Raw genomic sequence first — 20,750 nt, 5'->3', positions numbered from 1 at the left:
CGAACAGGTATTTAAGGTTTTTTTTGATGCGTTTTCAGTTGTGCCTAAAGTTCTGAAATAGGTCTGTTATTTTTTCGGTTCCATGCGTACCAAATACTGATCATTTTCATCTTCATATAAAATCTGGACTACCCAGCCCAGTTCATGGGATATGTTGATCAGTTTATCCTGATCTAAATACAGCCATTTGAAGGGAATGCCCCTTTGTCCTTTATATTCGTATTGATATTGAATCTCTCCAAAATAGTAGGGAGGCTTTTTGACCTTATAATCTTCATAGAGATAAGCGATATCTGAAGAATCAAAAATAAGTTGTCCCTTTTCAGTGAGGAGCTCTTTACTATGGTGTAATAGTCTTTTAAACCCTTCAAGGTCGCCAGCGATACCAACGCCGTTCATGAGAAACAGTAGCGTGTCGTAACGTTGTCCACTGTACTCGTAAAAATCTTCATGTATAATACGTTGTACCCCACGTTGCTGCATAATATGACAGGCTGTTTGCGATATTTCCAAGGCATCGACTTCAAATCCTTTTTCTTGTAAATATAGGCTGTGGCCACCCACTCCTGCTCCTACATCCAACACCCGTCCATCACAGAGCGATAATCCAATGAACTCCAGTTCCGGAAAATCGTCGGCATCCCTAAAGAAAACTTCAACAGGCATTTCCTCTTGGTCGCCATAGCTCGTATGTAGTGTTAAAGGGAATTTCTCTTCTTGATGGACAAAGTAATCATCCAAAGCTTCGCCATATACGTCTCTATACATTGTCATTATCAATCATTAATACTTTTTTTGCGATATAGATGGAATCCTCGTCACCAGTATGTTTCATGGGCTCATCTGAAAGTTTTATGACAGGTGTCCATTGATCGTCTTCTGGGAGGGCGTCAGTCATTTTGATGACGATGTTCATGGGCTTAAGTCCTACATCGTTGGTAAAGTTGGTGCCAACGCCAAAGGAGTGTAATATCTTACCTTCGCAATAATTCGCTATGCGCTCAACTTTATCGTAATCAAGCCCATCGGAAAATATAATTGTCTTTGACAGCGGATCTATGCCATTTTTCTTGTAATGCGCAATAACCTTGTCCGTAAATTCCAGCGGGTCGCCACTGTCGTGTCGTACACCGTCAAATAATTTGGTGAGCTTTTTATCGAATTGCTGAAAGAAAACTTCGGTGGTATAGGTATCGGATAACGCAATCCCAAGGTCGCCCCGATAGACATCAGACCAGTGTTCCAGCCCCAGCAAGTTAGCCATTTTATAGCCATATTTAGCGGCGTGAAACATAAACCATTCGTGTGCATGCGTGCCAATGGGTTTGGTTTCATATTTCATGGCCAGATGAACGTTGCTGGTTCCAATAAAGGTTCTTTCTCCGTATTGCTTTAATGTACGGACAACCAGATCGTGAACTTCATAGGAATGCCTTCTACGGGTGCCAAAATCAGCGATGGTAATATGGAGTTTTTTATATTTTTCAATTTTGTCTTTGGCCGTGGCGATGACTTCCTCATCTGATGCACGGATTAAGCCTTGTGATTCATAGAAAAGCTCACAGATAAGCGACATTAACGGTACCTCCCAGAGAATAGTCCGATACCAGTACCCTTCGATGACAACCTCTAAATCAGGCCCATCCTGTGTGATCTTAACTTCATCGGGATCATAACGATAACCTTGCAGAAAATCAAAATAGGTCGGGTCGATGTATGGGCAGGTTCTCGCGAAAAAGGCTTTTTCAGCTTTGGTAAGCCGTAAGTCTGCCATTTCGTTTACAGCCTCCTTCAAAAGGACGTCGAACCCTTCCGGAAACTTGTGATGGCCCCGATTGATAAAGTGGTAGCGCGCCTTTGCCTTAGGAAAGAGCTTAACTACCGCATTCTGCATCGTGAATTTATAAAAGTCGTTATCTAATATAGAGGTGAATGAAGCCATCTTTATTAATCTGATTTTTGTTTGAGTTTGTAAATTTACTAATTAACATGAAATTGTGTGGATTGTTCATCATAAATAAAACTTTCGCGGTTCAATGGCTGCGCGAATAGCGCCAGAAATTTTTAATGGGATGACTAGGGGAGCAAAGGAAATTTACTGAAGTCTAAAGAGAATAAAAGAAGAATCAACAAGTGACCGGATTAAAAAAAAGCGGGTTAGTGATTCACTGACCCGCTTTTTATCCTAAATTTAATCTATTATCGTGTACGTGTTCTTTCAGAACCGCTGCCTGAACGGCTAGAGCCTTCAGATGATCTTGATCTTGGCGCTGAAGAGTTACCGCTATGTGCCGAACCTGATCTATCCACTGCGGGAGCCGAGGATCTAGTACGGGTGCTCTCATAGCTTCTATTTTGTACTGGCTGAGTAGCTTGGTTAACAGGCTGACTAGAACGCGTTCTACTGTTGCTTGTCTCATAGCTCCTATTTTGCACCGGTTGAGCAGGTTGGTATACGGGCTGGCTAGAACGAGTTCTGCTGTTACCCGATTCATAGTTACCATTTCTTTGCGGTGTCGTTGTTGGTTGCGAACCGCGTGAAGAATTGGCGTCAACAGTGGTTCCCTGTCTGGTTCTACCGGTAGAAGTAGGGGTATTATTATTTGTTGGATTCGACTGTCCGCCCGATCGTGTTCTGAAATCGTAATTATTTGAATTGGGAGTTGTTCCACTATTATTTCTGTTGGTTGTACCATTGTCTCTCGTTCTACTGTTATTGTCAGCAGAGCTACGTGTAGACCCGTTGCTGTTTGCATCATTACGTGATCTGACCGAGGCATTACCACTATTGTCTATATATAACTCCCGGTTTCCGGATCTGGAATTGATGTTATCCCGATTGGAAATGACACGGTTGTTGCGGTCCGATATCGCACTATTATTATTACGTGTGCGGGTCGATGCATCGACGACATTGGCCGGACGTGCAGATGAACGTGTGTTGCGGTCTACAGTCGGACGGTACATACTGATTTCATTTGTCCTTGTACGGCTGTTGCTGCTGCGTGCAGATCCGGGTCTGTCCGCATTGGTAATCCGATTGACCGTAACACTTCTGCCTGTATAACGTTCGATATCAGATCGACGCGGCCCACCGACATAGTAATTATTGTTGATGATAGTCGTATTGTTGATAACAGTAGTTCTATTATAGATGCTGTTATAATTTCGACGATTCACATAATATCTATCCATGTTTCGGTTCATAAAATGATTGACTGAAACAAAGGTCCAGAAGTTCATGGGGATATTGACAGAAACATTGATATTCATGCCGGGACCTAATGGAGCCCAGCCATAATAATCATTGCTTTGACGCCAGTTTACCCATGCTGGCCCCCATTCATAGTCAGGAACCCAACCCCAGCCGTAACGGTCATTGTAATTCCAACGACCATAGTGGAAAGGAGCCCAACCCCAATCGTAGTTGGAGACCCATGTATTGCCATAATCCGTCATTGACCAATAGCCATTGGTTGCATAAGGTTGGAAGTCGGGACCAGCATCCGGAATCCACACATATCCATAGTTTGGATCATTGACCCATTGCCCGTAAGGTGAAAGCTCATCATAGAACATCTGAAATGAAACACCGGAATTGTTATAATTGTTATATCCTGTGTTGTATCCTCCTCTTTGAGCCATGGAAGTTGTGCAACTTGTGAAAGAAGCAACTGCGATCAGACCCAATGCCCAATATTTTATATGCCTTAAATTTTTCATCTTCGTAATATTTTAAAGTATGACAAAACTCTATGCGATTGTCGTTGTTATTATGACAGCATAACGTATTAAATGGTTTAATCGGTACACTATAAATCTGATTTTTTTTATATAAAAGTCAAATTGATGATCTTTTTACATAAACGACAATTTTAGATACATATTTTTTATTTACCTTTACCGCTCGAATTGTTACGTGTTTGTTGAGTATATAAGGTGTTTTATGACACATTGATTTGACATAGACATATTTTTAAATGGCTAAAAAACTTCAGACTTTTTTTCTAGAATTCGCGAACATTCACCGTTTCTTATTACGGTTTTGGCGCGAATTAGTAACACCACCATACGAATTCAAGGAAATTATACGCCAATGCTATGAGATAGGCTATAAGTCGTTGCCTTTGATTAGTTTAACCGGATTTATCGTTGGCTTTGTTTTTACAAAACAGTCTCGTCCTTCGTTGGAAGAATTTGGTGCAACTTCGATGTTGCCATCCTTGATCTCCATTGCAATTGTTCGGGCTTTGGCCCCCCTCGTAACAGCTTTGATCGCCTCAGGTAAAGTGGGGTCACAGATCGGCGCTGAATTAAGTTCGATGAATGTGACCGAGCAGATCGATGCCATGGAGGTGTCCGGTACGAATCCTTATAAGTATTTGATTGTAAGTAGAATTTTAGCTACAACCATCGGTATTCCAGTCCTCTGTTTTTATGTGGCCGGTATTGGTCTCTTGGGTGGTTACCTCAGTATGATGAGTAAAGATGACTTGAGTTTTTTAAGTTTTTTTACGCAGGTTTTTGAGACCATTGCTTTCAAAGATTTAGGGGCTATGGTATTGCGTGCGGTGATATTTGGTTTTACCATTGGAGCTGTTAGTTGCTATTGCGGCTATTTTTCTTCAAAAGGTACCGAGGGGGTAGGTAAAGCTGCCAACGCTGCTGTAGTCGCTTCAATGTTCCTTGTATTTATTGAGGAAATAATTATTGTTCAGGTTTTGTCGTTCTTTGGATAGTGGTATATGGAAAAAGCGAAATTAAATATAGATCATTCTCAATCTGTTATTGAAATCAGAAATGTAAGTAAGTCTTTTGGAGATAACCATGTACTGAAGAATGTTAATCTAGATTTATATAAGGAAGAAAACCTTGTTGTTTTAGGTCGTTCAGGTACCGGTAAGTCGGTTCTGATTAAGTTGATTTCTGGCTTATTGAAACCCGATGAGGGTGCAATTGATGTATTGGGTGAATCTGTTACTGAATTAAACGATCGTCAACTACGTGAATTACGATTAAAAATAGGTTTTTCTTTCCAGAATAGCGCGCTTTATGACAGTATGACGGTTCGTGAGAATTTGGAGTTTCCTTTGGTGAGAAATAAACGGAAGCTGACACGGTCTGAGATTAATTATGCAGTGGAAGAGGTGTTGGATGGGGTAGGCTTATCTCAGGCAATCAACCAGATGCCATCTGAACTGTCCGGAGGTCAGCGTAAGCGGATTGGTATAGCGCGTACGCTAATCCTTAGGCCGGAGATTATGATGTACGATGAGCCCACGGCGGGTTTGGATCCGATTACCTGTTTGGATATTAATGGGTTGATTAATGAGGTTCAGGAGCGGTATAAGACTTCGTCAATTATTATTACACACGATTTGGCCTGTGCAAAAGAAGTCGGTGATCGTATTGTGATGTTACTGGACGGTAAATTTGAAAGACAGGGGTCTTTTGAGGAAATTTTTGATACAGACGACGCACGGGTAAGGGCGTTTTATAATTATAATTTTATTCTATAATATACATGAGTAAGGCAGAAAATAAAAGAGCTATCATTGTTGGTATTTTTGTTTTTTTAGGCGTATTGATTCTTTTGGCCGGGATTTTTATTTTAGGCAGTCAGCAGAAGAAATTTACAAGAAACATCGAGATCACCACTTCATTTCCTGATGTTGCAGGATTGAAAGTAGGAAGTAATGTGTGGTTTTCTGGAGTTAAGGTGGGCATTATTAAAAATATTCATTTTAAAAGTGTACAGGATGTCGAAGTTGTTTTGACTATTGAAGAGAAATCTGCAGAATATATCCGTAAGGATGCAGTCACGAAATTAGGCTCCGATGGACTGATCGGTAATAAAATTGTTGTTATTTCAGGGGGATCTCAAAATGCACCTACTGTAGAAACAGGTGACTTCCTGCGGTCCGCCAAAACTGCAGATATGGAAGCTATGATGGAGACATTGCAGGTGAATAACGAAAACCTGGCTAAGATTACCACAGACTTTGTCGAGATATCACGTGGATTGGCAGATGGCAAGGGGATGGTCGGTGCGATGTTGACCGATACGGCTATGGTGAATACATTACGTGCGAGTTTATTGTCCATCAGTGCGGCAATGAACAATGCGAACAAGGCATCGGCAAACTTGGTTACATTGACAAATTCGTTGAACAGCAACAGAGGTTTGATCCATGATCTGACCACAGATACGGCGATATTCTCCAATTTACGTCAATCTGCTGCTCAATTGCAGGGCGTTTCGCAGACCGCAAATGCATTGATCAATAATTTGAATAACGCCTCGAGCAGATTGAACGATAAGGATAATGCTGTAGGTGTCTTATTGAATGATCCTGCTTCCGCTAACCAGATTAAGTCGGCAATTAACAATTTGAATTCAAGTACCGAAAAGTTGGATGAGAATATGGAAGCCTTGCAACATAACTTCCTGCTACGCGGCTTCTTTAAGAAAAAAATGAAGGAAAATGCGAAGAAAGCCGAGTTACTTAAGGCAGATAGTGCACAGTAAACTGTCGTAAACATATTATCGAAAGGCTTTACGCTTGCGTAGAGCCTTTTTTTCTTTAATAAATAACAAACCATATGGGTTTTCAAACGAAACTTAGGCTTATAGTGAACGTTTGAATGACTTTTAGTTAAGAGGAAATGAATAAACCTGAAATTACGGATAAAGAGGTGATCTTTGAAGACAATCATCTGATAGCAATCAATAAAAGGGCAGGGGATATTGTACAAGTTGACGAAACCGGAGACCTTTCATTGGAAGACATGGTAAAGATCTACCTGAAAAAGAAGTATGATAAACCCAATGATGCTTACGTTGGGGTTATCCATCGTTTGGATCGACCGGTTAGCGGTATGATTCTTTTCGCGAAAACGAGCAAAGCCCTTGAGCGTATGAATAAGTTCTTTCAAGATCGCACGGTAAAGAAAACTTATTTTGCCATTGTGCGCCAACGTCCGCGAAATGCTGAAGGTAAATTGATCAACTGGTTAATTCGAAATAGACAGACGCGAGTCACCAAGGCATTCCCACGTGAAGTGAAGGGCGGTACCTATGCTGAATTGGATTACGCGGTGATAGGTGAGTTGAACGGATTTTACCTGTTACGTGTTGAACCTCTTACAGGCCGTACACATCAGATTCGTGCACAGCTGGCGGCGATGGGTTGCCCTATTGTCGGCGATAACAAATACGGATATCCAAGAGGAAGTTCATTGGGAAGTATCTGTTTGCACTCGCGATCGTTGGCGTTTATGCATCCCATCAAAAAAGAGCGGATGACATTGGAGGCTTCATTGCCGAAAGATGGTTTTTGGGACAAATTTGAAGCATTGGTACGCTAATCGTTAAATTTTCAGTAACTTTGGGCTATGAAATGGTTTAAATATCTACTCTTAATATTTACCTTAAGCTGCTCGATGGTGTCTATTTCCCGAGCACAGTGTGCCATGTGTACATTGAATGCCGAAAATTCTACCAAAGAAGGCAATATGCAGGGAAAGGGGTTGAACGACGGTATCTTATTTCTATTGGTGATTCCTTATCTGGCCGCTGCAGGACTGGGCTATCTATGGTTTAAAAAATACCGAAAAAAGAATCCGCCAACCAAAAAGTTTGTTAACGAGATAAAGTAGAATCCAATGCCGACATCTAAATTTCATGCAATGATACATTCCAAATGTCCTAAATGTCATGTCGGAAATGTATTTGAAGGAAAGGTATACAGCTTGCGGAAGCAGCATATGAATGAAGTGTGCCCACATTGTGGCGTTAAATATGAGGTCGAGCCCGGCTATTTTTATGCAGCAATGTATGTTAGCTATGCACTTTCGGTAGCTGAAATTGTGTCAGTGTCTGTTGCTATTGCGATTTTGACGGGAAGTGAATCGCCTTGGTTCTATTTGGGAGGTCTGGCTGTGACCATCTTAGTTTTCGCTCCCTTTAATTTCAGGTATTCCCGCTTGATCCTATTACATTTTTTAACGCCAAAAATAAGCTATGAACCTCGCTATGAGCTCGCTTTGGAAATAGAAGAGAAAGATAAAGAGGCGCAGGATAATAAGAAGAAATAACAATACTTAAAAAAATAAAGAGCTAAAAAGCTCTTTATTTTTTTAAGTATTTCATTGTACTGTCGAAAAGGAAAACTTTATCCTTGTACGACTCCGAAATAAGTTGTTGTAATGGTATCAAATGCACCTGCTGAAAATCCGTGATATGTTCTTCGGAAGGCAGGACGACTTGAATACAATAAGTCATTCCTTCGTGCGGGGACTGGAGCATTTCCAGAAGATGCACTCGAAATTTTTGGGATTGTACGATATTATCTTCAATCCAGGAAACGATCTCGTGATGGATTGTTTCTTCTGCTATAACAGATACATTGTATAAAAACATAAACAAAAATACGGTTTTATGCGCTATTTTTGAATATTACGTTTAATTACTATATCTTGTAAAAATAAGGTTGCATTGGCTGCAATTTGGTATTTAATTACAATATTTGGGTTAAATGATAAGGACGTATTCGGGATTATGAGGTTGCAATTTTGGACTGTTTTATTTTTTTGTGCATTGACTATGTTAGGGTGCCAACAACATAAGGTTGACCCTATACCCATTAATCAATTCTTTTCCACACCTGAAAAATCAAATTTTAAAATTTCTCCCAATGGCCGGTTCATTGCTTATATCGGTATGGACAATCATTGCAAAAATATCTATTTGATAGATTTGATGGAGAAGGACAGCTCCAAGCAGCTCACTTATCAGAATGATATCAATGTAAAATCCTTTGTCTGGAATAACGATTCCAAAATTTCCTTTTTGACCGAGCAATCTGCCCAGGATAGTTTACGTTTATATGCTGTGGACATCAACACAGAAAAGATTTGGCCATTAATTAAACCTGCCCGTGCAAGATTCAGGTGGGTTCATCCGATGGTTTCCAACGGCGATAGTTTTGTTGCTGGAATCAATGACCGTGATTCCTCGTTTTTTGATCTGTATCGCATTTATTTGGACGGAAGACCCCGGGAACTGATTTTACAAAACCCCGGTAATATGAGTTCTTGGATTGCTTCCAATGATGGGCAGGTGCGTTTAGCAATAGCAAATGATTCGGTACAGCAATCAGTTCTTTTTCGGGTTTCTGAGAAAGAACCTTTTAAGGAGATTATACGCTGTGATGTCGAGAGTAGTTTCACTCCGTTGGGATATAAGGATAGTTCAGACCGTATTATTTATGCACTTTCAAATATAAATCGTGACAAGCTGGCTCTCATTAGTTATGATCTGGTCAACGAAAGGGAATTGGGAGAGCTGTATAGCCATAAAGAGGTCGATGTAAGTCCCGGAGGTTACTTCCCGGAGCAAAACCGCTTGTTGTTTGTTAATTATACAACTTCGAGACAGAGCCGGCATTTTTTTGACGAACAAACAAAACGGAAATATGATGAACTGTCTAAGCAAATTGATGGTTTTGAATTCCAGGTACTCAATACCGATGTTTCGGGAGAGAGAGTCATTATTAAAACCTATACAGATGTGAATCCCGGCGGGATTTATTTTTACGATTTTAGGTCAAAAAAATTGACCAAATTAACCGACAATAACTCGGATCTCAAAAGTAAGGAATTGGCTCCCAATGAATTTATTACCTACAAAGCGAGAGATGGCATGACGATCTCAGGGTATTTGACCTATCCTATACATTCCAACCGAAAAGATCTGCCGATGGTGGTACTGCCGCACGATGGTCCCAATGGACGCGAAGTATGGGGTTTTGACAATGAAGCACAATTTTTAGCCAACAGGGGATATTTGGTTTTTCAGATGAATTATCGGGGCTCAACAGGGTTTGGAAAGAAGTTTTGGACTGCTGGATTTAAGGAATGGGGTGGGAAAATTCAAGATGATATTACGGACGGGGTAAAATGGCTGATCAAAGAGGGGATTGCCGATAAAGATCGTGTGGCCATTGTGGGGAAAGGATTTGGGGGATATTCGGCATTACATGCTGCTTGCTTCAATTCAGACCTTTATAAATGTGCTGTTTCTTATTCAGGATATACCAATCTATTTACCTATTTTAGGGATATTCCACCGTATTTTAAGTCCTATGTGCAGAAAATGTATCAGATCGTAGGGAATCCTATTCGGGAAGCGGAGCTGTTTAAAAATATATCTCCTGTTTTTCATTCGGATAAGGTACGGATTCCTGTACTGTTAGTCCAAGGGGGCAAAGATCGATTTAGTTCGGTGACAGATGCAAACCAATTTGTTCAGAAACTGAAGAATAACCATGTTCCTGTGCAATATTTCCTGAAGGAAGATGAAGACAGAACTTTTAAAAAAGATGAGAATATATTTGGCTACTATAATGAACTGGAGCGATTTTTGGCAAAATATCTAGCGGACTAGGGACATTATATGAAAGCAGAGAAATACAGCTATCGAAAAAATTACGGACTATTGTTGATGTTTTTCATCGTCATCAGTGGTTTGTATATTTTTGCGCTTTTTCTATCCAGAAGCTATACCGAGTCCCATATAAAGAATGAATTTACCAATAGGAAATCGGAAATTTTTGATCAGACCTTGGTTCCTTTCAATGACTTTTTCCAAAATAGAATTCCTGAGGTCTCGTTTTATCAGGGCTTTTTGGACTCTGTACAAGCCGGAAAATATGCCTACAGTATTTTAAGTTCTTATCCTTTTGTGCGCGAAATCGGTTTTTTTGATTTACAATTTAACAATGATCATAATTTAAATTACGGTTTTATAGTCAATAATTTGAGAATTCAGCCTAAGACCATTACTTTTTTTACGGTATCCCGCTCGGGGCTGAACAAAAATACGATCCGTGACCGTGGTCAGATGGGGCTGCATTCGGAGGAAATCAATAACATTGGGGTTAAGCTCGCTACTTATATTGACAAGTTGCAGCCGAATGCTAAACTTTCTGACAAGGATATTTTAAAGGTATTCTATACGATCAGACCCGGACAGATTACCTATTTAAATATACCAAGGGTCAATGATTTGATCGTTTATAAAGCCATTATGGAGGGTAATCTGGACCATACTGTCGGCTATGAACAGGACATGTTCAATTTTCAGATCGACCCAATGTTTCTGGAGGTAAAAAATAGTTATGCCAATCTCTACGAAAAAGTGGAGATCGTCCCCTTGGTAGGGGCACCGATTACGCCCGAGAACGATGAAATTTCTACAGAAATGCCTTTACCAGGAGCTTTGGCAGATTATAAACTGCTCTTTAGATCAAGTAAAAGTTTTCTCTCGAAGGAAATAAACCGTAGTTTTTGGCCCGTATTGGGAGGTATATCCTTGATTTATATTATTTTGATCGCTATTCTATATTTAATTTATAGAAATTTAGAAATTAACGGGAGACTTTTTAAATTGCAATATGATTTTATCAACAATTTGACCCATGAGTTTAAGACGCCTGTAAGCGTTATAAAAATTGCTGGAAATAACATCAAGAGTGCACAAGTTTTATCCGATGAGGAGCGAAAGATGTATGGTAATATTTTGGATCAGGAAGCTGACCGGCTCAATAATCTGATGAATAAATTATTGTCATTTAGTCAAATTGAAAATAAAACCATCAAATTAAATAAAGAGGAGGTAGACTTGGAGGAATTTACCGAAAATTTGGTTGCTTCCTCAAGAATAAAATATGCTGACTTCAAAATTAGCACAAAAATTGATGTAAGAACATCGATGCTTGCCGATCCGGTGTTATTGAGCAGTGTATTTCAAAATATGATAGACAATGCCTACAAATATTCGAAAAATGGGCATAAAATCTTGGATATTGCGATACAACAAAATAAGAAGAATTTTGTTATTACTTTTAAGGACGAAGGAATTGGGATAGAGAAGGCAGAGTTTAACAATATCTTCAAAAAGTTTTATAGAATAAAAAGTCAATATAATCAGCAAGGAAGTATTGGTTTAGGTTTGGCTTTCTGTAAGGAGATCACTGAGTTTATTGGTGGAGATATTACGGTAAAAAGCCAATTGGGGCAAGGCACTACCTTCACGTTAGTATTTCCGGTTTAAAAACTAAATTTAAATATGAAATATCCATGTTTAGAAAGCTTGTAAACTTATAATTATAAACTGGATATTTCATAAGACATTTAAAAGACAAATTATTTACTTATGAATAAAGACATCACTGTTGCTGTTATTGAAGATGATGAGAACTTACGTTTCTTGGTAAAACATCGATTAGAATCTGAGGGCTATCAAGTCATCCAAAGCGGAAATGGGAATGAAGCAGAAAGTTTAATCTTGGAGAAACGACCGGACGTGGTCCTCTTAGATTGGATGCTCCCGGGAAAAGAAGGTAACGAGATCTGCGAGGATGTCCGTAAAGCAGGATTTGAGAATATCATTATTATGATGACAGCCAAGTCCCAGGATGTGGACAAGATTGAAGCTTATAGCTTTGGTGTGACAGACTATATTAGCAAGCCGTTTAATATGGACGTGTTGATCGCAATGATAGATAATAAGGTGAAGTTTTTCTTGCCCAAGAACAGCCCCGAAATCTACAAGTTTGGACAGACAGAACACCATCCAAATATCCATTCCTTGATACGGGATGGTAAAAAGGTCGAATTAACTATTTTAGAGAATAGAATCTTATTACATTTTCTTCAAAACTTAGGTAGGGAGATCACACGTGAGGAGTTGATGGAAGTGGTATGGGGTTATAGCTCCAATGTGAATACACGGACGCTGGACATGCACGTCGTACGTCTGCGGAAGAAGATAGAAACAAATCCTGACAAACCGCATTATTTGCAGACAGTACGCGGATTGGGCTATAAATTTGTTGATGAAGAAGAGATTTGATGGATAAGAATTTGTTTTGTTGAAAACAATTATTATCTTCGTATAGATTGAAAGCAAGACCATGTTACCCGAAGAGGGTAATATGGTCTTGTTTCTTTTTTTAAATGTAGAAAATAAGAAAAAGATAAAATTATGGCAGAAGTAACTTATTTTACGGAAGAAGGATTGCGTAAGCTTAAAGAGGAATTAGCTTATCTGAAGACGGAAGGAAGATCTAAAATTGCCAATGCTATTGCAGAGGCAAGAGACAAAGGAGATTTGTCTGAAAATGCGGAGTATGATGCTGCTAAAGAAGCTCAAGGACTCCATGAAGCTAAAATAGCCAACTTGGAGAATACCTTGGCGACAGCCCGATTGATTGACGAATCCAAATTGGATACGTCTAAGGTGCTAGCTTTGTCTATCGTTAAGATCAAAAATAAAAAGAATGGTGCTGTGATGACTTATCAATTGGTTGCCGAATCAGAGGCGGACCTTAAGTCGGGCAAGATTTCCGTTAAATCTCCTATTGCTCAGGGATTATTGGGCAAGTCGAAAGGTGACACGGCAGAGATCGAAGTACCTGCAGGTAAGATTGAATTTGAAATTGTAGAGATTTCGAGATAACATATGTCGGTTATGTGCGGTATGCCATAACCGCACATCCGCAAATTAACTTTATATTAAGAAGGTCGGGTTCTAGCAATCGCGACCTTTTTTGTTTATATTTGTTGAGAACATCATACTTAATGTTACTTATGGTCGTTTTTTATCAAATGTATTTAGATAGTAAATGGTAGACGTTAGACTTTCTTTCTGCAGGCCGATGGCCGGTAGAATCGAAGTTTCCTATGCACTATTAATATCTCAATACTTTATTACAAAAGGAGTTTATTCCAATATAGAATAATATGTCAACAATTTTTTCAAAAATCGTCGCTGGAGAGATTCCAGCTTACAAAGTTGCGGAGAGTAATGATTTTCTGGCTTTTTTGGATATCAGTCCTTTGGCGAAAGGTCATGTTTTGGTGATACCTAAGAAAGAAACAGATTACATTTTCGATATTGAAGATGATGAGTACATGGCGCTTTGGGTATTTGCAAAAATCGTTGCGCAGGGGATAAAAAAAGTAATACCGTGTGTTAAAGTTGGCGTGGCTGTTGTGGGATTGGAAGTTGCGCATGCGCATATTCATCTTGTTCCGATCAATAAAATAAGTGACCTAAATTTTGCTGGGCCTAAGTTGAGTTTAGGCGAAGATGAACTACATCAGATCGCTGAAACAATCCGTGAGTCTATTATCAGCATAACTGCACAAAATCAATAACAAGATTATATTACACTTGATTTACTTTCGTTTTTTAGAAGAATACTATATTTGTACTTTGTTGTTTTAAAATTGTACAGGGGAAAAAAGTAGATTTTGATTCTAAAATGGAGAAAACAACATTGATTTTTACTGAAAGTTATGCATGAACTTTTGTTGTCATTTCAACAACTAATGAACCCCGAAGAGCTCCTGAGTTCAGGCGGGTTTTATTTAGTTATATTAATCGTATTTGCCGAAACAGGTCTGTTTTTTGGTTTTTTTCTACCGGGCGATTATTTATTGTTTTTAGCAGGACTATTTTGCGCGCTCAATAAGATCGATGTGAGCATTTATACGCTTTGTCTGGGCTTATTGGGAGCAGGAATACTGGGCAATTTTACAGGCTATTGGTTCGGTTATCGAGCCGGTCCCATGTTATTCAAGCGAAAGGATAGTTTTATCTTTAAACGGAAATATGTGGTGATGGCGGAAGAATTTTACCATAAATATGGGGGAACCGCATTAATTATAGGTAGATTTGTTCCAATAGTTCGTACTTTTGCTCCGATCTTTGCCGGTGTTGTAAAATTAGACTTCAAAAAATTCGTTTTATATAATATCAGTGGAGCTTTAATTTGGGTCTTGATATTAACACTTTCCGGTTATTTCCTAGGGATAGAGTTTCCTTGGATTATCCATTATGTGGAATACGTTGTGGTTGGGATGATTGTGATCGCATTTTTGCCTATTGCAATAACTTTGCTCAAAAAGCGAATAAAAGACAAAAGAAACAAACAAAATATACAGTAAAATAAAAAATGAGTAAACAAAACCCTTGGCACATGGTTTCTCCAGGTGAGAATGTGCCAAATGCCGTAAATGCTATCATTGAGATTACAAACGGATCCAAAGGAAAGTACGAATTAGACAAAGAAACAGGTTTGTTGCTTTTGGACAGAGTAATGAGTTCCTCTGTCGTCTATCCAGCCAATTATGGTTTCATTCCACAGACTTATTGCGATGACAAAGATCCTTTGGATATTTTGGTAATTTGTTCGGTTGATATTTTACCTTTAACATTGGTGGAAGCACAGGTTATCGGTGTCATGAATATGGTTGATGGCGGAGAGCAAGATGATAAAATCATTGCTGTTGCCAAAAATGATCCTATATTCAACTACATTAAAGACATTGATCAATTGCCGCCGCATACAATGAAGGAAATTGTACAATTCTTTGAAAGTTACAAAGCTTTAGAAAAGAAACAAGTTATCGTTGAAGGGGTGAAAGGACGTGAAGAAGCACAAAGAATCTTGATAGAGGCTATTGAGTTGTACAAAACAGAATTTGTTAACAAATAACCCCCAGCATGGCGCTCGATATTTTTTGGACATTGTTTTTAGTACTGGCCAACGGCTTTTTCGTTGCGGCCGAGTTTGCTATTGTCAAAGTCCGAATCTCCCAAATTGAAGTTCAGGCAAAAACAGGTAGTAAAGTTGCTACAATAGCCAAAAGTATAACGGAGCATTTGGATGGTTATTTGGCCGCTACACAATTGGGTATTACACTTTCTTCACTGGCCTTAGGTTGGGTAGGAGAGGCTGTAATGACCCAGATTGTGCAGGGAGCTTTAGGTTTCTTTGGTGTTGAATTGACCGGTACGATAGCGACCAACGCAGGACATGTGCTGGCATTTACAATTATTACCGTACTGCATATTGTCTTTGGTGAGCTGGCTCCCAAGTCAATTGCGATTCAAAAACCCGTTGCAACAACGATGAAGATTGCGGTTCCCCTGCAATTTTTCTACTTTATCTTTAGACCTTTTATATGGATCCTAAACGGTTTTGCTAATTTTCTGCTTAAAATTTTAGGATTTGAGGTGACTAAAGGTGAATCTGCCCACTCTTCGGAAGAATTACAATACCTCTTGGATAAAGGAAAAGAATCCGGCGCATTGGATATTTCTGAACATGAGTTAATTAAAAATGTTTTTGATTTTAATGAACGTATCGTCAAGAATATTATGGTGCCGAGGACGAAAATTGTCGCGGTCGAAATAACAGCGGACGCTTCGGAATTGATTGAGACTATGACGGAGGAAGGCTATTCACGTCTTCCGATCTACGAAGATAACATTGATCAGATTGTTGGTATTGTGCATACCAAGGATATCCTTCCGCTATTGGCCAAAGGCAAAGAGGTGGTGATGAGAAATATTATGCGCAAGCCCTATTTTATCCCTGAGACCAAAAAGATCAATGATCTGATGGCCGAGTTTCAGCAGCGACGCCTGCAACTGGCCATTGTACTGGATGAATTTGGAGGGACAGCAGGGATGGCTACCCTGGAGGATATTGTGGAGGAATTGGTAGGAGAGATCCAAGATGAGTACGATGAGGAAACCCCAGTTGTAGAACGTATATCTGAAACAGAATATATGGTAGATGCAGGGGCTAGTATTCATGATGTGAATGAGTTTCTTCCGATAGAATTACCCGAAAGTCAGGATTACGATACAATGGCTGGATTGGTCAGTGAAATCTTTGATAAAATTCCTGAGGTAGGCGAGCGGAAAGAAGAATATGGATACGTATTTACAATTATCCGCAAAGCACAACAGAACATCGAGTTTGTCAAGTTAGAACTGGTTGAGTCAGCTGATGATGATATAGAAGAATAGGATTATAAGGAAGCAGTACATGCAATTATTTTTTACACCGGAATTAAATCCTTCTTTACAAAATTTTATCCTTAGTGAGGAAGAAAGTAAGCATGCTGTGCGTGTGCTTCGCATGAATGCTGGAGACCGGTTAAATTTAATAGACGGTCGCGGCGGCCTGTACGAAGCTGAAATTATGGACCCACATCCAAAACGTACCGTATTAGCGATTTTGGACATTACGGAGAACTACCAGAAACCAAATTATCATTTGCATATTGCTGTTGGGCCCACTAAGAACATCGATCGTATCGAGTGGTTTTTGGAAAAAGCTACCGAAGTGGGAATTCAGGAAATTACGCCTATTATCTGTGAGCATTCCGAGCGTAAGGAGGTGAAGTTGGACCGCTTGAATAAAGTTATTGTATCAGCCATGAAACAGTCTTTGAAAGCGTATCTGCCAAAACTGAATCCTGCAACACCCTTTAAACAGTTTTTAAAAGATCTTCCAAAGGAAGGTGCTCAAAAAGCAATAGCACACTGTGTTGATTCGGATAAGAAGTATTTGAACGAAGTATTTGAAGCTGGACAACATTATATCATTTTGATAGGTCCGGAAGGAGATTTTTCAGCAGAGGAGATCGATATGGCCTTAGCAGCCGGCTTTCATCCAGTATCGCTTGGGGAAGCCCGTTTACGGACAGAGACAGCGGCTTTGGCAGCCTGTCTTGAAACCTCACTACTCAATAGATAATTCATACTATTTTCTCAGTGATTCAATGTGAATCTAATCTGGAGTAGATCAGATTCAACATTGAAGATACTTTTTCTATTACTTTATCAGTTCAGCGTCGACGATCTGAATCTCAGAATTTCCTTTCAGCGGATCTTTTGTAAAAACCATTTTTCCTTTGAGCTTGATAGGGTCTTCGGAAAATTTTATAGCTCCCCCTTTTAAAGTTACTTCTACCATAGGTGGTATTCCATTGGAACCACAAAACTGACATTGCATGACAGGTAAGACAGACATCATAAAATTCTTGTGATTGCGTCCACTGTGCAGCGGAACCATATAACCTGGGAGTTCAACCACTTTGTTTTCCAGTGCTTTGAGTTCTTTGGGATAAAATGGGGTATATACTTTTTTTGCGCCATTATAAGTCACTTTATAAGCCATCTTATCAATGGCGTCCCATGTTTTGTTCATCATGGGTGTATGATCAGGCACATCGGGATTGCTACCGATCTGTGCATGTACCTGTATAATGCTGAAGAATATGAAGGCAAATGCCGTGATAATTTTTTTCATCTGTTTAATTTTTTTGTAGTTGCGATGAAGCGATCAGATTTATTCTGTATGATGAATAAATCATAATGGTTTCATCTGTTTTAGTATTGAGTATATTGTATTGCGTACTGAGATTTTGCCGATGCACATCCAGAATTTATCTTGTATCTGCTATTCTTACGTTTTTTAACACCAATACCCAGTCGTCCTATTTGTTTGATAAAGTACCAGCGATACTTGTCCTGTACGCTTTCACAGCGGGAATCAGCGCTGCGAGCACGCCGATGAGGCAAGCAACAAGCAAAAATACCAATTCTTTTGGATGTAGCCTAAAAGCTTCGATAAAGTCAGCGCTCTGGCTCGTTTGGTTACTGATATAGTATAAAGCCAGATGTGCGAATAAAAGTCCCACCAGTCCACCAACGATCGTTATGATCAGACCTTCCAACAGAACAATGTTGAATAACTTTCCTTTAGACGCACCGAGTGTACGCATAATGGCCAGATCATACTTACGTTGTTTCAACGCATTGTAGAGGTTAATAAATACACTCAGGCCAGCAATGAGCATGATGACATAAGCAAGGATAGCCAAAGAATCTATTCCTACACCTAGGAGTGAAAACAGACGCGTACTTTCCATAGCCGGAGAAGCCGCTTGCATATCAGTTTGTTGGTCGATCATTTTGGGCAATATACCGATGGCTGCCGGTGACTGGTATTTTATTAAAATAGCCGTTATTTCAAGACCATTCTGTTTCACCATATCCGCGCCGATGGATTTAACAAATACACCTTCCTCTTCGTGTTCATGATCCGCATGTCCTTCATGGTCATGATCATGATGCTCCTTTTCATTGGTTGCTACTTGAGCAGTAGAATTTTCCGGCAAATCCTCGCCATGGTGGTGCAGGTGTGCTTTAACCGTTTCTTCGCGGTCTTCTTCCCGTTCACGTTTTTCTTTTTGAGCTGCTGTTTCGTGATCGGCATGATCATGGGCGATACCATGAACATCCCAGACGCTTTCGAGGTTGGTCAATATGAGGTTGTCAGTTACGTTGTTGTTTTGCTTTAGAATACCCACAATAGTAAAAGGATGTTCGTCATGACTATGGCCATCCTTGCTCAGTCCATGTGAGCTGTTGATCTGGTCACCTATTTTCAAGTTGTTTTTTTTAGCTACCTGTTCACCGATAACGACCTCAAAGTTTTTTTTCCAGATGCGGCCGTTATTTATTTTGGTACCATAGATGGCTAGAAAAGAAGAGTCCGTACCGACAATTCGATGTCCCTTAAAGTTATCACCCAATGACAAGGGAACCGCTAATTGTACAAGCGGGTTCTGACGCAGTGGCTCGAGTTCGTTCAAAGGTATATTTCCCGTTGGGTTGTCAATATGATATACGCTGGATAGGATCAATTGAAGAGGACTACCTTTGGCTCCGACGACCAGGTCAATGTTCTTACTGTTGTTGTCGAGCTGCTTTTCGAATGTTTCACCTGTAATCGAGAGTACAGCCAGTATGGAGATTCCAAAAGCTGTCAGTAAAATGCTCAAAAAGACAGAACCGAATTGTCTACTTAAATTTTTCCAAACCAACTGTATCGTGTTCATAGCAAATTTTGAATCTAAAAGGGTGATGAATATTTGGCGTGCGCCATTATTTTAAGAGATACATTTTTGAAAACTGATCTTTAATCCGTTTATCATGCGTGGTGATCAATAGGGTTGAGCCGGCAGTATCTGCGATATCCAAAAGGAGTTCCAGCACACGATTTGTATTGTTATCATCTAAAGCTGCTGTGGGTTCATCCGCAATGAGCAGCGCCGGCTTATTGATCACACTACGCGCAATAGCGGCGCGTTGCAGTTGGCCACGACTCAGTTCATTTGGATAGGCACCAGTTTTGTCCTCCAACTGCAATTGTTTCAATACCTGATGAATCTCATCTACATTGACTTTTTTTCCGGCGAGCGATTGTGCTAATTTGATATTTTCTAGCAAAGTTAAATTTTTGAGAAGGTGAGCTTCCTGGAAGATAAACCCAATATATTGCGATCTGAACTTATCTATTTTGCTATTTGATAATAGCGAAAGATCTTGACCATTAATTTTAACATGACCAGTTTCAGGTCGGGATAGGCCACCCAGCATGTTTAATAAGGTTGTTTTTCCTGTGCCTGAATCGCCCAATAGTAGTGTGTGCTGTCCTTTCTCGATATGGATATCAGGAAATGCGATGCTTTTTGCATTCGTATATTGGAATGTTAGCTGTTCAGTAGATACGATCGGGTTGCTCATATGCTCAAAAATTGAAAATATATTCAAACTTAGAGAAATTGCTTTGTATATGCAATTATATTGCAATAATAAGATCATTCTTGGCATTTTGTTCCATAAATAGGGGAGTACTTTTCTTGTGATAAGCTATAGAATAAGAGGAACTATACCAAAAACGTGGAAATAGCTATTATATGTTAATAACTTTTTGACTTAATAATTTTATTACACTGCTTTAATATAATTCGATAGAAATTATAAAATATCCGCTCAAAATGCAGTTTAGATGTGTTTTTGACCAAAATATAAACAC

Annotated in this window: 22 protein-coding genes; 15 read left to right on the top strand and 7 right to left on the bottom strand. The window is 39.5% G+C overall.

Annotated features, from left to right (window positions below; all coding sequences use genetic code 11):
• Window positions 1-66 precede the first annotated feature (66 nt).
• From ABTV71_RS20875 to ABTV71_RS20865, 3 genes are all read right to left on the bottom strand, one after another.
• Entirely contained in the window at window positions 67-768 is a 702-nt protein-coding gene (locus tag ABTV71_RS20875; RefSeq protein ID WP_121122329.1) for a class I SAM-dependent methyltransferase, read from the bottom strand.
• Window positions 761-1,942: a nicotinate phosphoribosyltransferase gene (gene pncB / locus ABTV71_RS20870; protein WP_121122327.1), complete on the bottom strand. Its 1,182-nt coding sequence runs from the start codon at window positions 1,940-1,942 to the stop codon at window positions 761-763. Before pncB ends, ABTV71_RS20875 begins: the two co-directional genes overlap by 8 nt.
• Before the next feature lie 257 nt (window positions 1,943-2,199).
• The gene (locus tag ABTV71_RS20865) at window positions 2,200-3,723 is read right to left on the bottom strand and encodes a DUF6600 domain-containing protein (protein WP_433900914.1); all 1,524 of its coding nucleotides are present in this window, start codon (window positions 3,721-3,723) and stop codon (window positions 2,200-2,202) included.
• A 257-nt stretch (window positions 3,724-3,980) separates the two neighbouring features.
• Between ABTV71_RS20865 and ABTV71_RS20860 the strand changes: the two genes are divergently transcribed.
• From ABTV71_RS20860 to ABTV71_RS20835, 6 genes are all read left to right on the top strand, one after another.
• Entirely contained in the window at window positions 3,981-4,739 is a 759-nt protein-coding gene (locus ABTV71_RS20860; RefSeq protein WP_108635700.1) for an MlaE family ABC transporter permease, read from the top strand.
• Between the two features lie 6 nt (window positions 4,740-4,745).
• A complete protein-coding gene (locus ABTV71_RS20855) occupies window positions 4,746-5,519 on the top strand; it encodes an ABC transporter ATP-binding protein (protein WP_108635701.1) in 774 nt (257 codons plus the stop codon).
• 5 nt (window positions 5,520-5,524) lie between these two features.
• Complete coding sequence (locus ABTV71_RS20850) at window positions 5,525-6,529, top strand: MlaD family protein (RefSeq protein ID WP_121122323.1); 1,005 nt, start codon at window positions 5,525-5,527, stop codon at window positions 6,527-6,529.
• Window positions 6,530-6,666: 137 nt separating this feature from the next.
• Window positions 6,667-7,368 carry an RluA family pseudouridine synthase gene (locus ABTV71_RS20845; RefSeq protein ID WP_121122321.1) on the top strand — a complete coding sequence of 234 codons (702 nt, stop codon included), beginning with the start codon at window positions 6,667-6,669 and terminating at the stop codon, window positions 7,366-7,368.
• Between the two features lie 27 nt (window positions 7,369-7,395).
• Window positions 7,396-7,659: a hypothetical protein gene (locus ABTV71_RS20840; RefSeq protein WP_433900913.1), complete on the top strand. Its 264-nt coding sequence runs from the start codon at window positions 7,396-7,398 to the stop codon at window positions 7,657-7,659.
• Window positions 7,660-7,689: 30 nt separating this feature from the next.
• Entirely contained in the window at window positions 7,690-8,097 is a 408-nt protein-coding gene (locus tag ABTV71_RS20835) for a DUF983 domain-containing protein (protein ID WP_433900912.1), read from the top strand.
• A gap of 34 nt (window positions 8,098-8,131) precedes the next feature.
• On the opposite strand, the gene ABTV71_RS20830 is transcribed toward ABTV71_RS20835, so the two are convergent.
• Window positions 8,132-8,422 carry a DUF4286 family protein gene (locus ABTV71_RS20830; RefSeq protein WP_433900911.1) on the bottom strand — a complete coding sequence of 97 codons (291 nt, stop codon included), beginning with the start codon at window positions 8,420-8,422 and terminating at the stop codon, window positions 8,132-8,134.
• Window positions 8,423-8,605: 183 nt separating this feature from the next.
• Here ABTV71_RS20830 and ABTV71_RS20825 point away from each other — a divergent pair, with 183 nt between their 5' ends.
• From ABTV71_RS20825 to ABTV71_RS20785, 9 genes are all read left to right on the top strand, one after another.
• Window positions 8,606-10,447 (top strand): prolyl oligopeptidase family serine peptidase, encoded by a 1,842-nt coding sequence (locus ABTV71_RS20825; RefSeq protein ID WP_433900910.1) that lies wholly within the window; start codon window positions 8,606-8,608, stop codon window positions 10,445-10,447.
• A 9-nt stretch (window positions 10,448-10,456) separates the two neighbouring features.
• Window positions 10,457-12,115 (top strand): sensor histidine kinase, encoded by a 1,659-nt coding sequence (locus tag ABTV71_RS20820; RefSeq protein WP_121122313.1) that lies wholly within the window; start codon window positions 10,457-10,459, stop codon window positions 12,113-12,115.
• A 102-nt stretch (window positions 12,116-12,217) separates the two neighbouring features.
• On the top strand, window positions 12,218-12,916 hold the full coding sequence (locus ABTV71_RS20815) for a response regulator transcription factor (RefSeq protein ID WP_077438378.1): 699 nt from the start codon (window positions 12,218-12,220) through the stop codon (window positions 12,914-12,916).
• Between the two features lie 132 nt (window positions 12,917-13,048).
• Window positions 13,049-13,522: a transcription elongation factor GreA gene (gene greA, locus ABTV71_RS20810; protein ID WP_077438377.1), complete on the top strand. Its 474-nt coding sequence runs from the start codon at window positions 13,049-13,051 to the stop codon at window positions 13,520-13,522.
• A gap of 284 nt (window positions 13,523-13,806) precedes the next feature.
• The gene (locus tag ABTV71_RS20805; protein WP_108635710.1) at window positions 13,807-14,223 is read left to right on the top strand and encodes an HIT family protein; all 417 of its coding nucleotides are present in this window, start codon (window positions 13,807-13,809) and stop codon (window positions 14,221-14,223) included.
• A gap of 141 nt (window positions 14,224-14,364) precedes the next feature.
• A complete protein-coding gene (locus tag ABTV71_RS20800; protein WP_433900909.1) occupies window positions 14,365-15,015 on the top strand; it encodes a DedA family protein in 651 nt (216 codons plus the stop codon).
• Window positions 15,016-15,023: 8 nt separating this feature from the next.
• The gene (locus tag ABTV71_RS20795) at window positions 15,024-15,566 is read left to right on the top strand and encodes an inorganic diphosphatase (protein WP_121122311.1); all 543 of its coding nucleotides are present in this window, start codon (window positions 15,024-15,026) and stop codon (window positions 15,564-15,566) included.
• Window positions 15,567-15,574: 8 nt separating this feature from the next.
• Window positions 15,575-16,888, top strand: a complete 1,314-nt coding sequence (locus ABTV71_RS20790; RefSeq protein ID WP_121122309.1) for a hemolysin family protein — start codon at window positions 15,575-15,577, stop codon at window positions 16,886-16,888.
• 19 nt (window positions 16,889-16,907) lie between these two features.
• On the top strand, window positions 16,908-17,621 hold the full coding sequence (locus ABTV71_RS20785; RefSeq protein WP_121122307.1) for a 16S rRNA (uracil(1498)-N(3))-methyltransferase: 714 nt from the start codon (window positions 16,908-16,910) through the stop codon (window positions 17,619-17,621).
• Window positions 17,622-17,699: 78 nt separating this feature from the next.
• Here ABTV71_RS20785 and ABTV71_RS20780 read toward each other — a convergent pair whose 3' ends face one another.
• The 3 genes from ABTV71_RS20780 to ABTV71_RS20770 all read right to left on the bottom strand — a co-directional run bounded on the left by ABTV71_RS20780 (window position 17,700) and on the right by ABTV71_RS20770 (window position 20,458).
• Window positions 17,700-18,176: a hypothetical protein gene (locus ABTV71_RS20780; protein WP_121122305.1), complete on the bottom strand. Its 477-nt coding sequence runs from the start codon at window positions 18,174-18,176 to the stop codon at window positions 17,700-17,702.
• Between the two features lie 187 nt (window positions 18,177-18,363).
• Window positions 18,364-19,770: an ABC transporter permease gene (locus ABTV71_RS20775; protein WP_433900908.1), complete on the bottom strand. Its 1,407-nt coding sequence runs from the start codon at window positions 19,768-19,770 to the stop codon at window positions 18,364-18,366.
• 46 nt (window positions 19,771-19,816) lie between these two features.
• A complete protein-coding gene (locus ABTV71_RS20770) occupies window positions 19,817-20,458 on the bottom strand; it encodes an ABC transporter ATP-binding protein (RefSeq protein WP_433900907.1) in 642 nt (213 codons plus the stop codon).
• Between the last annotated feature and the right edge of the window lie 292 nt (window positions 20,459-20,750).

Source organism: Sphingobacterium puteale (genome assembly GCF_050986225.1).
Taxonomy (GTDB): Bacteria; Bacteroidota; Bacteroidia; order Sphingobacteriales; family Sphingobacteriaceae; genus Sphingobacterium; species Sphingobacterium puteale.
The sequence above is the reverse complement of the archived record's forward strand: the minus strand, read 5'-3'. Positions and strand labels throughout refer to the sequence as shown.

Bases quoted from the DNA above. Each gene is read 5' to 3' on its own strand.
- ABTV71_RS20875 (WP_121122329.1), bottom strand. From the start codon at position 768: ATGTATAGAGACGTATATGGCGAAGCTTTGGATGATTACTTTGTCCAT.
- pncB (WP_121122327.1), bottom strand. From the start codon at position 1,942: ATGGCTTCATTCACCTCTATATTAGATAACGACTTTTATAAATTCACG.
- ABTV71_RS20865 (WP_433900914.1), bottom strand. From the start codon at position 3,723: ATGAAAAATTTAAGGCATATAAAATATTGGGCATTGGGTCTGATCGCA.
- ABTV71_RS20860 (WP_108635700.1), top strand. From the start codon at position 3,981: ATGGCTAAAAAACTTCAGACTTTTTTTCTAGAATTCGCGAACATTCAC.
- ABTV71_RS20855 (WP_108635701.1), top strand. From the start codon at position 4,746: ATGGAAAAAGCGAAATTAAATATAGATCATTCTCAATCTGTTATTGAA.
- ABTV71_RS20850 (WP_121122323.1), top strand. From the start codon at position 5,525: ATGAGTAAGGCAGAAAATAAAAGAGCTATCATTGTTGGTATTTTTGTT.
- ABTV71_RS20845 (WP_121122321.1), top strand. From the start codon at position 6,667: ATGAATAAACCTGAAATTACGGATAAAGAGGTGATCTTTGAAGACAAT.
- ABTV71_RS20840 (WP_433900913.1), top strand. From the start codon at position 7,396: ATGAAATGGTTTAAATATCTACTCTTAATATTTACCTTAAGCTGCTCG.
- ABTV71_RS20835 (WP_433900912.1), top strand. From the start codon at position 7,690: ATGATACATTCCAAATGTCCTAAATGTCATGTCGGAAATGTATTTGAA.
- ABTV71_RS20830 (WP_433900911.1), bottom strand. From the start codon at position 8,422: ATGTTTTTATACAATGTATCTGTTATAGCAGAAGAAACAATCCATCAC.
- ABTV71_RS20825 (WP_433900910.1), top strand. From the start codon at position 8,606: ATGTTAGGGTGCCAACAACATAAGGTTGACCCTATACCCATTAATCAA.
- ABTV71_RS20820 (WP_121122313.1), top strand. From the start codon at position 10,457: ATGAAAGCAGAGAAATACAGCTATCGAAAAAATTACGGACTATTGTTG.
- ABTV71_RS20815 (WP_077438378.1), top strand. From the start codon at position 12,218: ATGAATAAAGACATCACTGTTGCTGTTATTGAAGATGATGAGAACTTA.
- greA (WP_077438377.1), top strand. From the start codon at position 13,049: ATGGCAGAAGTAACTTATTTTACGGAAGAAGGATTGCGTAAGCTTAAA.
- ABTV71_RS20805 (WP_108635710.1), top strand. From the start codon at position 13,807: ATGTCAACAATTTTTTCAAAAATCGTCGCTGGAGAGATTCCAGCTTAC.
- ABTV71_RS20800 (WP_433900909.1), top strand. From the start codon at position 14,365: ATGCATGAACTTTTGTTGTCATTTCAACAACTAATGAACCCCGAAGAG.
- ABTV71_RS20795 (WP_121122311.1), top strand. From the start codon at position 15,024: ATGAGTAAACAAAACCCTTGGCACATGGTTTCTCCAGGTGAGAATGTG.
- ABTV71_RS20790 (WP_121122309.1), top strand. From the start codon at position 15,575: ATGGCGCTCGATATTTTTTGGACATTGTTTTTAGTACTGGCCAACGGC.
- ABTV71_RS20785 (WP_121122307.1), top strand. From the start codon at position 16,908: ATGCAATTATTTTTTACACCGGAATTAAATCCTTCTTTACAAAATTTT.
- ABTV71_RS20780 (WP_121122305.1), bottom strand. From the start codon at position 18,176: ATGAAAAAAATTATCACGGCATTTGCCTTCATATTCTTCAGCATTATA.
- ABTV71_RS20775 (WP_433900908.1), bottom strand. From the start codon at position 19,770: ATGAACACGATACAGTTGGTTTGGAAAAATTTAAGTAGACAATTCGGT.
- ABTV71_RS20770 (WP_433900907.1), bottom strand. From the start codon at position 20,458: ATGAGCAACCCGATCGTATCTACTGAACAGCTAACATTCCAATATACG.